This is a genomic window from Ensifer sp. ENS10, assembly GCF_014852025.1.
Classification (GTDB): domain Bacteria; phylum Pseudomonadota; class Alphaproteobacteria; order Rhizobiales; family Rhizobiaceae; genus Ensifer.
This window is the reverse complement of the sequence record NZ_JACVAS010000005.1, coordinates 373006-385063: the sequence shown is the minus strand read 5'-3', so window position 1 is coordinate 385063 and position 12058 is coordinate 373006. Positions and strand designations below refer to the sequence as shown.

Sequence of the window (12058 nt, the reverse complement as noted above, 5' to 3'; positions counted from 1 at the left end):
GGGGGAACTCCCGTCAGTCGCATGAGTTTCACTAGGATCGAGTGGCGGCAAAACGAGAGAAAGCCCGATGACAAATATTAAAGCCAGGGGATTTGAGAGCCCATCGCATTTGCGGGAGCACCTGGACGAGCTTGAGCAGGAAAGTCCCGCCGAAGATCCCTCGGTGGCAGAAGCCGTTCTTTCCCCTGCGGAAGAGATCGCGGAGTTGCGCGGCGTGGTCGCAGAGCTCCACGCTCGGTTGGTAGCAATCCGTGAACAGACGGATGGGATAGATACGCCTCGATCGCGCGGCGTCCTTCACTCCTGGCTGAGGATTGTCGTCACGGCTGCGACCTCCTTTGTTCTCGCGCGTCTGGTACAGGAGTTTCGTCTCGGCGCCCCGGGGGCCGCGGCGGTACCGTTGCTCACCGCGCAACTAGACCGCAGGTTATGGTGAGTCACTTACGCGTTTCCGGTCCGATTGGTCTCATTGACTCTGCTCTGTCCGCGTTTGAAATAAGACTGCTAGTTGAAGAGGGAACAACTCATGGCAGACGAGAACAATATCGAGACCGTCGAGACGACGACCCCGGCAGAAATTGCGCCGGCGAAGAAACGCCGGGGGCCAAGGGCGAAGAACGTCGCTACGGAAGCAACCGCCGAGACCGCTCCGACGGCAGATGGTGCCAAGGCGGGAAGGGGACGCCGGAAGAATGCCTCGAGGTCGGCCGACGACGTGGCCTTGGTCGAGACCGTCGGCAAGACCCGGGCAAAGAAAGCAGCCAAGGGCGCCGGTAAAACCTCAGCTCAGAAGCAAGCCACCCCAGTGGTAGCTCCGGTTCTTGATGACATTACGGACCTGCTTCACCTCGAAGAAGAGAATGCGCGCTTGCGCAAGACGCTGGCCGAGAAACTGCGGGCCGAAAACGCGGATCTACGCAAGCGCCTTGGTCTTGCCTGATCCCCGGTGCTGGCCGATTGGAGTTCGCGATCGGCCCCCTCCCTACATTTTGGTTGCTGAGCGGCCTCGCAATGGGTGCCGGTGCGAGCGGTTGAGCTGAGGGCGCACGATGAAGTCACCCTGGAAATATTTGATTGAACTGGCGTCGCTTGGCCGGACAGCCAAGGAGTCTGCGAGCCCGCCGGAGGCCGAGATTGCGAAGCAGAACAGACTATCCGCAGCTCCGGAAGAAGGCACTCCGGCACCCTTGGATCGGGCGGAAGGTGCTGCAACCCCGACAGTTGACGCGTCGAGCCGGACGGCAGACCTGACCGGGAACGTTGTTGACCCAGTTGAGATAATCGAGCAGGTGGCTGCGGCCATCAGGGTCGACCGGCCTCGCGCCGTCGATCACGCCTCGGAAGTCGCACCATCGGCCCAGCGGCGCCCGCAGACAGTCCCGCGGCGCGCCAGGAAGACAGGCGCCAGACCCGTTGCTGTGGCTGAAGACATCCGCCCCCGAGAGGCGCCCTGGGATGTGCGGTCGCCGCCGACGTTGTCCGAGGAAGTTGCTGCTCTGGATGAAGAGGTCCGGCAGCTGAGACGGCAGCTTACAGAAAAACTGCGTTTGCAGAACAAGCAGCTTGAAAGATTGCTATCGCGGTTTGGCGCATCGTGATCTGAGCGGCTCGCATCATTGACGCCCATCAGACCCGAAGGACGAGCAACGAATCCAATATCGAAGTCTCAAAGCAAGACCGCCCGTTTGCCCGCCATGTCCTCCGTCCCCGCCTTTATCTCCGAATTGATCAGAGCCGCCAATGAGGTCGAGAAGCTGGCACCGAACGAAATGAGCCGTCTTCTTGACCAATCTGTCGACACGATCCGCGATATCCGTGAGCAGGCCGGACGGTTTGGTAGTCGGCGCGCGCGGGACGTTCTGATCGACTTGCAGGTGGCGTCGTCGCGCGCGACGCGGCGGACATCATCCGGGCGCTTCGGATCATGCAAGCCGGTCAGGAATGAGATGAAGCACCGTCTCGATCCAGGATTCAAGCGCTTAATTACCGGCTCATGCAGCCGATCGAACTTGGGGAGGTTGCTCAAGTATCAAGCCGCGTTTGTCGGAAGGCCATTGAGGCCGAAAGCGAAATTTGACAACCTCGATTGCCATGAAGTCAGCGAAGCCAGGCGTTAGGCCCGATGCGGGCAAATCAGAGACGTTGCTCCAGCAGCTCGCTCAAACCCCGGATGCCCTTTTTGGGAAAGGTTTTGGCCAGCAGTACGGTGCCTTGTGTTTTCGCTACAAGGAAGACCGTTCCGAGATCGAAATCCTGGTAGTTACCTCGCGCGGAAGCCGACGATGGGTCATTCCCAAGGGATGGCCGATGAAGGGCAAGAAGCCCTACGAGGCGGCTGCCGTCGAAGCATGGGAAGAAGCCGGTGTGCGTGGTCGGGTAAAAAAGGATCCGGTCGGCCGCTACACCTACCTAAAGGAACTTAGCGAAGGCAATGTCACTCCCTGCATTGTGGAGCTGTTCCAGATTGAAGTGACTGAAATCAGCCCCAATTTCAAAGAGCGAGGGCAGCGCGTTCTCGACTGGTTCAGTCCAAGTGAGGCGGCTCGGCGCGTGCGCGAAATCGAGCTGAAATCCTTGCTGATCAGCTTCAAGCCAGATCTGAGAAAACGCCAGGGCTGACATTTTCACGATCGATAGGTCGCGTTTCCCAACACAGGGGACCGGATGTGGTGAGCCAAACCGATGGACGAACGCTAGTTTCTGGGATCATGAAACCCAATCCGTCGCTTCTGTAGGAACGTGGTGCGGCCGGGTAGGTTCGCCGGTGTCGATATCCAGTGCTGCCCTGGTTTCCAGGCTTTTGGGGCAGCGGTTTCCCTATGTTCCGGTTTTGTGCGTTCAGGATCGCATAATGTATCGAGCGGAACCCGCGCACCGGCGCGGGTTGCTTGGGGCGATGTACCTTAGTTGAAGTTAGTACCCCAGCGCTCCCGCTTGCCGAAGAAAGGCTTGAAACTGTTCCTCGGGAACGTACGAGCCTCCCGTCGTCCAAAGAACGTGGGTGGCCTTCGCCATCTTGTCGCCGAGGCCGTGTTTATCCTGGAACCTCTGGCCCTCCTTATGGCCGACCAGAAACCGTGGTCCTAAAAGAGCCGCTGCAGCCGACGGCTCCAACCTTTGGCCCTGTGCAATCCATGCCGTCTGAACCAGCTTGAGCAGTTCGTCGTCAGCGACGGTGAAGACACCCGCGAGCATTTCGCGCATCACTGTCGCCACAAAAGCGGACATTCGGGCGACAGCCATGCCATCGGCTTCCGTCTTGTTCGTCAGCCCAACGTCATAGACCGAAACCAATTCCTGCGAGCCGGACATCATGTGGACGAGGGCACATGGCGACTGCACAGGTTCGACGAAGAAAGCATGCACATTGTCGCCGAAGATCGCCTTGGCCCCGAATGCCACGCCGCCGGGCGCGCCACCGATGCCGCAGGGCAGATAGAGGAACAGTGGATTGTCGGCATCGACCTTGATCCCGCGTTCGTCCAGTTGCTCCGCCAGCTCCGATGCAGCCGCGCTGTAGCCCAGGAATAGATGTTTGGACTGCTCGTCATCGACAAAATAGATGGTTGGATCGGCGTCGGCGATGTCGCGGGCGTTCTCGACGGCAGTCGTGTAGTCCGCTTCGTGCTGAATGACCTCGACGCCAAGCTTCCGGAGACGCTCGACCTTCCAGACCTTGGCGTCCGAAGACATGTGCACGGTCGCCTTGAAACCGAGAGAACGTGCGGCGATCCCGACACTCAGGCCCAGATTGCCCGTGCTGCCGACAGCAACGGTGTATTTCGAGAAGAACATCCGGACTTCATCGGTAGCCAGCTTGCGGATGTCCTCTCCGTCCGCAAGCAACCCGTTTTCACGCGCCAGGCCCTCGGAAAACAGGAAGACTTCGTAGACGCCGCCGCGTGCTTTAATCGAACCAGCGACGGGCAAGTGGCTGTCAGCCTTGATGAACACATTTCCGAACTCTCGCGTGCCGTAGCCGAGCGCCTCGCGGAGTTCCTTGAGTTCGACCAGTTCGGAACGGATTGCACCCTCAGTGGCTTTAAGTTCCGGGAAGCACTTGGCGAGGAGGGGGGCAAGGCGCTGCCAGTTCGAGCGAGCCTGATCAACGTCGGTCGTCGAAATCGGCAGGTCCGGGGACTCGATCGCCTGCTGTCGATACAGTGGATTGAGCCAAAGCGTAGGGCGGGCAGCGAGGACGTCGTCGCGAGCGGGCTCGGCAGGCAGAATTGCGTTCATGTCAATTTCCAATGTTTCCGTGGAGCGGGACATACGGCTCCCCCATCAGTGCTTAAGGACACGCGCAAGGAAGGAGCGCGCGCGATCGTTCTTGGGATTGTCAAAGAATTCGTCGGGCTTGCCGATCTCGAGGATTGATCCCTGGTCGATGTAGACCACGCGGTCAGCCACTTCCCGTGCGAAACCCATCTCGTGCGTCACGACCATCATCGTCATGCCGGAGGAGGCAAGCTCGCGCATGACATCGAGGACTTCGCCGACCATTTCCGGGTCGAGTGCGCTGGTGGGCTCGTCGAACAGCATCAGGTGCGGTTCCATTGCCAGCGAGCGGGCGATTGCCACGCGCTGCTGCTGGCCGCCGGACAGTTGCCCGGGATACTTGTTAGCATGCGCTCTCAGCCCGACGCGGTCGAGAAGTTTCATCGCCGTCGCCTCGGCTTCTTCGCGCGACTTCTTGCGCACGCGCATCGGAGCGATAGTGATGTTGTCGAGCACGGTCTTGTGCGGAAAAAGACCGAACTGCTGGAACACCATGCCAACGCCCTTGCGGATCTGAGCCAGTTCGCGCTCACCGCCAAGTCTCCGGTCCGCCTCGACCGGCATCTCGAAGCCGTCCACGACGAGGCGGCCGTGCTGATACATCTCAAGACCATTGACGCATCGGATCAGTGTCGACTTGCCGGATCCGCTGGCTCCGAGGATGACCATGACTTCACCCCGGGTGACGGCCAGGTCAATGTCCTTGAGCACATGGTGAGTGCCGTAGAACTTGTTCATGCTCTTCATTTCGACGATGGCGTTCATCGTTGTGTCTCCGTTGTTCATCGGATCAGCGGGTGCCAGTTGCCATGTGGTCTTCGAGTTTTCTTGCCGCATAGGTGATCATCGAGCCGATCACGAAGTAGGTAACGAGAAGGAACGAGAGGACTTCGAACGTCCGGTCGCCGTACTGCGGGTTCGCGAGGATCATCTGCCCGGCGCGCAGGAAGTCCGTGAGGCCGATGATGAACACCAGCGGTGCCGAGTTGAAGATGTCGAGCACGTTGCCGACCAACGGGGCGACGACAACCCGTAGCGCCTGCGGCAAGACGATGGAGCGGTTGATATCGAACTCGCTCATGCCAAGAGAACGCGCTGCTTCGGTCTGCGCCCGTGGCACTGCTTGAAGGCCGCTTCGAACGTATTCGGCCACGTAGGCCGAGTAGAATATCGTGAAGCCGATCATGCCACGCGCGACGTCGGCCAATCCCCACTGGGGCGCCAATACCGGCATCAGGATCCAGATCCAGTAGACGACCAGGATCAGAGGGACCGAACGCATCACTTCGATGTACCAGGTGCAGATGATCCTCAGGCTCGACAGGCGGCTCTGGCGACCGAAGGCAAGAAGGATTCCGATCGGCAGGGAAAGAACCGATGTTACGAGCGTAAGGAGCACGCTGAGCAGCAATCCACCCCAAAGTCCGACGCCAGGAGGGGCCATGACGGCCACGATAACGATGAACCCTGTAAACGCGGCGGCCGGAAGGACCTTTCGGGACAAAGGCACATAGGATGTCAGTGCCCAGCCAAGTATGGTCGATGCGATGATGCCGGTGGCGGGCAGTGCGTTTGAGAGACCGCCATCCACGATCAGCAGCAGAACCGGCACCAGCAGAAGAACGAGGCCGTGGTGCGGCTTGAAACAAAAGACACAGCCGAGGCCCGCCCCGAGGATTGCGCCGATGATTGCCGAAGCAGTCCAGGCACGCCACGCCTGGTCTGCCGGAAACACGCCGATCATGAGAACCCGAAGGCTCTGCACGACGATGTCCCACTTCGCTGACGCAAATGCCCAGTCGGTTATTGTGTAGGCGAGCCAGAGGACGCCCGGAATGACAAGCAGGGACAGGACGACGTCCAAGGGCTTGCCGAAAAGGTTGTGACGGGTCCACTTGATTGAGGTGGCGATCATCGCGGAACTCCCGTTGGATTCAGACGGCGGTTTGCCCAGTAGACGAGCGTGCTGATGATCCAGCTCAGGATCAGATAGGATGCCATCACGATGATGATGCCTTCGAGGCTATGGCCTGTCTGGTTGGCGATCGTCCCGTAGATGTTGAAGAGATCGGGATAGCCGACAGCGATGCCCAGCGCCGTGTTCTTCGTCAGGCTTATGTACTGGTTGCCGAAGGACGGCAGGACCACGCGAAACACCTGGGGAAGCACGATGTCGTTCACGGTGTACCGTCGGCTCAGTCCGAGTGACGCTGCGGCCTCCCATTGAGACTTGGGGAGCGCGTCGATAGCACCTCGGACAGTCTCGGCGATGAACGACGCGCTGTTCACGACGATCGCAAGGAGGAGAGCCGCCATTTCCGGGCTGATGCTGGTGCCGCCACTGGCCTTGAATTTGTTGGCAACCGGGAAGTTCAGTTCTACGCCGCCCCTGACGAAGAGAAGTGCGAAGCAGATGACGGCTGCAGCAACGCAGACGCGGCGCAATGGGCGGAAAGCGCAGGACGACAGCGAAATACCAGAATACGAGCTGGATCAGCAGCGGCGTGTTGCGTACGAATTCGACGATCCAGAAACAGAGATTGCGCACGACCCAGTTGGTCGAGAGGCGGCCGACCCCGAGCATCGTGCCGAGAACGGTGCTGAGGATGATCGCAAGGATCGCGACCTTCGCGGTATTGAAGATGCCCGTGACGAAAGCCGAAGCAACGGTCATGTCGGGCGAAAAGAGCGTGAAGTCGGGAAGGAAGCTCTCGCCGGAGGTTAGAGTCCAGCCTTCACTGATGTCGAAGCCCGCCGTGTTCGCAAGGAACGAGAAACTGAACCGGATGCCCTTCTCCGCCAGTCCGGACTTGACCGCATAGGCCAGCATTCCGAGGAGCGCCACGACGATGGCGATGACGCCAAATTGGATTGCCTCGTGTCGTATTCGGTTGCGCAGGCGCCGTGACTTCAGGTGATCATGGTCTACCATGCCGCGGACCGCACTCGTTTCATGGATTGTCATTTTCAGCTCCCAGTACCGGAGGGCCGGAGCTTGAGCCCCGACCCTCGGCATGCATCAGTTCCAGAGCGGGGAGTAGATTGCTCCACCCTGCGTCCAGAGCGCATTGGGCGTGCCCTTGCGATCAAGATACATCTTGGTCTTCGGGCCGAGATTGCGGTCGTAGACTTCGCCGTAGTTGCCGACGGCCTTGATCGCCTGAGCGATGAAGTCGTCCGAGAGACCGAAGTCCTTGCCATAGCCGCCATCGACACCCAGGAACTTCTGGACGAACGGGTCTTCGCTCTTGAGCTTCTCGGCGAGATTGGCCTGCGAGATGTCGGATTCTTCAGCCTGGAAGAGGCCATATTCAATCCAGCGCAGCGCGTTGCGCCACTTGGAGTCGTTGGCGATGACGAAGCCGCCGAACGGTGACTTATCCAGCGTGTCCGGGAGGATGAGATAGTCGGTGGGCGCAGGCGCGTTTCCGGCCCAGGCGGCGAGCGCGGACTTGTCGGTGCTCATTGCGTTGCAACGGCCGGAATTGAGTGCGGAGAAAAGCTTCTCCAGGTTTTCGTAGGTCAGGACCTTGGAGTCCTTCCAGCCACGCGCCTTGAAGGCCGCCGTCAGGACGGTCTCTGTCGCGGACCCCTGCGTTGTGCAGATCGTCGCGCCGTCGAGATCGCCGAATTCCTTGATCCCGGCGTCCGCCTTCACCATCAGTCCCGTGCCGTCGTAGAAGTTGATCGGAAGGAAGTCGATCGCGATGGATGATTCACGAGCCGGCTTGATCGTGGTGTGTGCGAAGACGACGTCGACTTGGCCCGTCAGCACGGCGTCAAATCGGCTCTTGTCGGTTACGGTGACGAACTTCACCTTGGACGCGTCGCCAAGGACTCCGGCCGCTACCGCCTTGCAGAAGTCGACGTCGAGACCCTCCATCTGGCCTGTCGTCGTATTGAGGTAGCCGAATCCCGGAGCGGTATTGTCCGTGCCGCAGTTCAGTACGTCGCGCTGTTTGACCGTATCCAGCACCGATGCGGATGCCTGGGCGGCACTGAATGCGACGGTTGCAAACACCCCGGCGGTCAGGATTTTCAATAGATTCATCTTGGTTCCCCTTTCGGATCGCGATAGCGAAGGTGATGCCAAGCAATGAGGGTCGGCCTGATCGAAAGTTGGTCGGACGCTAGTGGCGTTGTCGCCATTCTGGACGCGTCGTCCCGTTATTGGCCACGGTCGACGTGCGATCCTCGCTCCCAGTCCCATCAGTTGGCGTTAGGATCATAGGAAGCGGCTCAATTCAAATATACTTAATTCTCCTTGATGGATACGTTAGCAAAACTGTTGCTTTCCGCCCTCCGACCCTCGATGGAGCGACGTTTCCCGACACCAGCATTGGCGGGGACAAGCGCAAGACGCGGAGACACGGAGGATGGGGGCACGACTTGAGGGCGTTGCGGGTGCGGCAAGGGCTTGGTAATGCGTCGTCTCAAGAGATGCCGCGAGGAGGTCGAATTACGAGAGGGGCGGCTTCTCAGCTATACGATCCAGGAACACCTGAAGTGCGGGGCTCCGCTTCTCCTCTCGCCGGAAGGCGAGGAAAATCCGTCGCCGGATTTCTGGCACAAGCCGACACACCCAGACGTCCTCAAGATCGTAGCTTGCGCGGAGACCAGGCAGGATCGAAATCCCGTAGTTTTGCCGTATCAAGGCGATGGTGACTTCGAATCCTTTGCACCGCGCGACAATGTTGGGCTTGAAGCCTTCCCGTTGACAGGCTTCGGCAAGCATCCTGGTATAGGTGTCCGATGCCGTGTCGATCGCCCAGCGCTCGTCGCGGAGTTCCCGAAGACCAACTGTGGGATGGTCTGACAGGCGGTGATCCTTGGACACCATCACGTTGAAGACGTCCTCCATCAGAAAGATCGTCTCGATATTCGGGTCGAGTGCGCCCGTTGGCATGTTGAGGTCGTCGATGATCGCGACGTCCGTCTGCCAACTCCGAAGTGCGGCGACGCTTTCTGCAGGTTCCATCTCGTCGAACTGTACGGTGAGGTGAGGATGGCGCTCAGCGAGGTCGTAAACCACCTTCGGGATGATAGCCGCTGCGACCGATGGGAAGGCAGCGACGCGAAGCTCTCCGGACACGACGCTCTTCAGTTCAGCGATATCGGCCTTCGCCGATTCAATCTCGGTGAGGATCTTCTCAGCTCGCTGCACGAGCTGGTGGCCTGCCGGAGTCATGACAACGCCTCTACCGCGCCGTTCGACGAGCCGGATTCCGACCTCCTCCTCAAGAAGGGATATCTGCTGCGAAACTGCCGAGGGCGAGACATAAAGTGCCTCCGCCACGGCAGCCATGGTCTTCCGTATCGACAGCTCCCGAAGAGCGCGCAAGCGTCCGATGTCCACGGCTACCTCCCAGAATTCTCTCGAAATCATTAGCACATCTGAACGTATATACAATTATTATTAACTTTTTCTGGCCTTTCGATCGAACTAGGCTCCACTCACGATTTTCGAGAGATTGGAGAACGAGATGGATCACGCCACCAGAGCGCATTTTACTATGACTGTTGGAGAAGTTGACCCTCTCCTGGCCGATGCCCTTGCATCGGAACGGGGCCGTCAACAAAATCAGATCGAGTTGATCGCCTCGGAGAACATCGTCAGCCGCGCGGTCCTCGACGCACTGGGGCACGAGATCACCAACAAGACGCTTGAAGGCTATCCCGGCAACCGCTTCCATGGTGGCGGCCAGTTCGTCGATATCGCGGAGCAGGCGGCGATCGACCGCGCCAAACAGCTCTTTAACTGCGGTTACGCCAACGTGCAGCCCCATTCGGGCACCCAGGCCAACCTCGCCGTTTTCTTCCTGCTCCTGAAGCCAGGCGAGAAGGTGCTTTCGCTTGATCTGGCAGCAGGCGGTCATCTCTCGCACGGCATGAAAGCGAACCTCTCGGGTCGCTGGTTCGACGCCACTAACTACAACGTCAATCCGCAGAACGAAGTCATTGATCTCGACGAGATGGAGCGGCTTGCCGAGGAAATCCGACCGAAACTGCTGATCACAGGCGGTTCCGCATACCCGCGAGAGTTGGACTTCGAACGCATGTCGAGGATCGCGAAGAAGGTCGGCGCATACTTCCTGGTCGACATGGCCCATATCGCAGGTCTCGTTGCAGGCGGCGTGCATCCGTCGCCGTTCCCGCATGCGGATATTGTGACATGCACCACGACTAAGACGCTTCGCGGTCCCCGCGGGGGCTTAATCCTCACCAACAATGAGGAGTGGTACAAGAAACTGCAGGCCGCCGTTTTCCCCGGTGTTCAGGGGTCGCTGCACAGCAACGTTCTTGCGGCAAAGGCGATCTGCCTCGGCGAGGCGATGCTCGATGACTTTAAGGTCTACGCACGGCAGGTGGTCGCAAACGCGAAGGTTCTCGCGAACACGCTTGCCGAACGCGGCGTCCGGATCGTTTCGGGCGGGACCGACACCCACATCGTCCTCCTCGATCTTGCGAGCAAGGGACTGCTTGGAAAACAGGCTGAGACGTTGCTCGCCAAGGCGAATATCACCTCTAACAAGAACCCGATCCCTGGCGACAGCCCGCGTCCTCCGGAATGGGTCGGTATGCGCCTCGGCTCATCAGCGGCAACGACTCGGGGCTTGAAGGAGGCGGAGTTCCGAGTGCTGGGTACCGTGATCGCGGACCTCATTGACGCCGAGGTCGCCGGCAAGGCCGACGACGTCGTCGAAGGCGCCAAGGCCAAAATAGCCGAGCTGACGAACACGTTCCCGGTCTACGGGCAGTAATCCGCCAACGCCGGACGCATTCGATGCCGCGCGGGCAAATCGAACGCGCGGCATTTCTATTCTCAGAGCAGCTTGCTGGTTCGAGCTTGAATCCAATGGAGACGTAACCCAATGGACAGATTCACACGCGCCACGGACATCGATGGAAAGCAGTTCGCCACAGGGCTGCTGGAGCGCGTCAAAGCTGACGTCGAGGCAGTGAAGGCCGAGACCGGCGTTGTTCCCGGTCTGGCGGTGGTTCTGGTCGGGGAAGATCCGGCTAGCGCCCTCTACGTGGCATCCAAGCATAAGCAGACTATGGCCGCTGGCATGAAGTCCTTCGAGCATCGTCTGCCTGCGGAAACCACCCAAGCCGAGCTTCTTGTACTCGTGAACCGCCTCAACGTGGATCCGGAGATCCATGGTATCCTCGTGCAGTTGCCCTTGCCCGCGCATCTCGATCCGAATGCGGTGATCCAGGCGATCAATCCGGACAAAGACGTCGATGGTTTCCATGTCTCGAACGCGGGACGGCTTGCGACCGGAAATCCGGCGCTCGTTCCGTGCACGCCGTTGGGCTGCATGATGCTCCTGAAGGATACCCTGGGCGAGAACCTGGCGGGTATGCACGCCGTCATCGTCGGCAAGTCGAACATCGTCGGCAAACCGATGGCCCAGATGCTCATGAACGCTCACTGCACCGTGACCGTTGTCCATTCGCAGACGAAGAACACGGCAGAGTTCTGCCGTGCGGCTGATATTCTGGTGGTAGCAGCCGGCCGCGCCGGTCTTGTCCGCGGAGACTGGATCAAGCCCGGCGCTGTCGTCATCGACGTCGGCATCAACCGGATACAGGTAGACGGAAAGTCGCGGATCGTCGGTGACGTTGTTTACGGGGAGGCGGGTCACGCACGCGCGATCACCCCCGTTCCGGGCGGTGTCGGACCGATGACTATCGCCTGCCTGCTCTCTAACACACTGACAGCCTTCCGTCGGCATCACATCTTGGCCATTGCGGCCTAAGACTCAAGGACATCTGA

At 59.6% G+C, this 12058-nt stretch carries 12 protein-coding genes and 1 pseudogene; 6 read left to right on the top strand and 7 right to left on the bottom strand.

Annotation, left to right across the window (positions count from 1 at the left end):
• Positions 1 to 67: 67 nt before the first annotated feature.
• The 4 genes from IB265_RS20275 (at position 68) to IB265_RS20260 (ending at position 2619) form a co-directional block, all read left to right on the top strand.
• A complete protein-coding gene (locus IB265_RS20275; RefSeq protein ID WP_057248642.1) occupies positions 68 to 436 on the top strand; it encodes a hypothetical protein in 369 nt (122 codons plus the stop codon).
• Between the two features lie 90 nt (positions 437 to 526).
• Complete coding sequence (locus tag IB265_RS20270; protein ID WP_192495105.1) at positions 527 to 940, top strand: SyrB-like regulator; 414 nt, start codon at positions 527 to 529, stop codon at positions 938 to 940.
• A 745-nt stretch (positions 941 to 1685) separates the two neighbouring features.
• A complete protein-coding gene (locus IB265_RS37795) occupies positions 1686 to 2117 on the top strand; it encodes a hypothetical protein (protein ID WP_246806004.1) in 432 nt (143 codons plus the stop codon).
• Positions 2092 to 2619, top strand: a complete 528-nt coding sequence (locus IB265_RS20260; RefSeq protein ID WP_192495148.1) for an NUDIX hydrolase — start codon at positions 2092 to 2094, stop codon at positions 2617 to 2619. Before IB265_RS37795 ends, IB265_RS20260 begins: the two co-directional genes overlap by 26 nt.
• Before the next feature lie 294 nt (positions 2620 to 2913).
• Here the strand turns inward: IB265_RS20260 and IB265_RS20255 are convergent, their stop codons facing one another.
• The 7 genes and pseudogenes from IB265_RS20255 to IB265_RS20230 all read right to left on the bottom strand — a co-directional run bounded on the left by IB265_RS20255 (position 2914) and on the right by IB265_RS20230 (position 9634).
• Positions 2914 to 4239 carry a D-serine ammonia-lyase gene (locus tag IB265_RS20255; RefSeq protein ID WP_192495147.1) on the bottom strand — a complete coding sequence of 442 codons (1326 nt, stop codon included), beginning with the start codon at positions 4237 to 4239 and terminating at the stop codon, positions 2914 to 2916.
• Positions 4240 to 4284: 45 nt separating this feature from the next.
• Positions 4285 to 5043: an amino acid ABC transporter ATP-binding protein gene (locus IB265_RS20250; RefSeq protein ID WP_057248647.1), complete on the bottom strand. Its 759-nt coding sequence runs from the start codon at positions 5041 to 5043 to the stop codon at positions 4285 to 4287.
• 25 nt (positions 5044 to 5068) lie between these two features.
• Positions 5069 to 6193: an amino acid ABC transporter permease gene (locus IB265_RS20245; RefSeq protein ID WP_192495104.1), complete on the bottom strand. Its 1125-nt coding sequence runs from the start codon at positions 6191 to 6193 to the stop codon at positions 5069 to 5071.
• Positions 6190 to 6594: an ABC transporter permease subunit gene (locus IB265_RS36865; RefSeq protein WP_246806002.1), complete on the bottom strand. Its 405-nt coding sequence runs from the start codon at positions 6592 to 6594 to the stop codon at positions 6190 to 6192. Before IB265_RS36865 ends, IB265_RS20245 begins: the two co-directional genes overlap by 4 nt.
• A 208-nt stretch (positions 6595 to 6802) precedes the next feature.
• Positions 6803 to 6952 (bottom strand): annotated as a pseudogene (locus IB265_RS36860) (ABC transporter permease); the annotation flags it as partial.
• 345 nt (positions 6953 to 7297) lie between these two features.
• Positions 7298 to 8329, bottom strand: a complete 1032-nt coding sequence (locus IB265_RS20235; protein WP_057248650.1) for a transporter substrate-binding domain-containing protein — start codon at positions 8327 to 8329, stop codon at positions 7298 to 7300.
• Between the two features lie 408 nt (positions 8330 to 8737).
• On the bottom strand, positions 8738 to 9634 hold the full coding sequence (locus IB265_RS20230; RefSeq protein WP_040962667.1) for a LysR substrate-binding domain-containing protein: 897 nt from the start codon (positions 9632 to 9634) through the stop codon (positions 8738 to 8740).
• A 127-nt stretch (positions 9635 to 9761) separates the two neighbouring features.
• On the opposite strand from IB265_RS20230, the gene glyA reads away from it, so the two are divergent.
• On the top strand, positions 9762 to 11039 hold the full coding sequence (gene glyA, locus IB265_RS20225; protein WP_305853079.1) for a serine hydroxymethyltransferase: 1278 nt from the start codon (positions 9762 to 9764) through the stop codon (positions 11037 to 11039).
• A gap of 111 nt (positions 11040 to 11150) precedes the next feature.
• A complete protein-coding gene (folD, locus tag IB265_RS20220) occupies positions 11151 to 12041 on the top strand; it encodes a bifunctional methylenetetrahydrofolate dehydrogenase/methenyltetrahydrofolate cyclohydrolase FolD (protein ID WP_057248652.1) in 891 nt (296 codons plus the stop codon).
• The last annotated feature ends 17 nt before the right edge of the window (positions 12042 to 12058 follow it).

Coding starts and splice junctions, on each gene's coding strand:
- IB265_RS20275 (WP_057248642.1), top strand. CDS start 68: ATGACAAATATTAAAGCCAGGGGATTTGAGAGCCCATCGCATTTGCGG.
- IB265_RS20270 (WP_192495105.1), top strand. CDS start 527: ATGGCAGACGAGAACAATATCGAGACCGTCGAGACGACGACCCCGGCA.
- IB265_RS20260 (WP_192495148.1), top strand. CDS start 2,092: ATGAAGTCAGCGAAGCCAGGCGTTAGGCCCGATGCGGGCAAATCAGAG.
- IB265_RS20255 (WP_192495147.1), bottom strand. CDS start 4,239: ATGAACGCAATTCTGCCTGCCGAGCCCGCTCGCGACGACGTCCTCGCT.
- IB265_RS20250 (WP_057248647.1), bottom strand. CDS start 5,043: ATGAACGCCATCGTCGAAATGAAGAGCATGAACAAGTTCTACGGCACT.
- IB265_RS20245 (WP_192495104.1), bottom strand. CDS start 6,193: ATGATCGCCACCTCAATCAAGTGGACCCGTCACAACCTTTTCGGCAAG.
- IB265_RS36865 (WP_246806002.1), bottom strand. CDS start 6,594: ATGGCGGCTCTCCTCCTTGCGATCGTCGTGAACAGCGCGTCGTTCATC.
- IB265_RS20235 (WP_057248650.1), bottom strand. CDS start 8,329: ATGAATCTATTGAAAATCCTGACCGCCGGGGTGTTTGCAACCGTCGCA.
- glyA (WP_305853079.1), top strand. CDS start 9,762: ATGGATCACGCCACCAGAGCGCATTTTACTATGACTGTTGGAGAAGTT.
- folD (WP_057248652.1), top strand. CDS start 11,151: ATGGACAGATTCACACGCGCCACGGACATCGATGGAAAGCAGTTCGCC.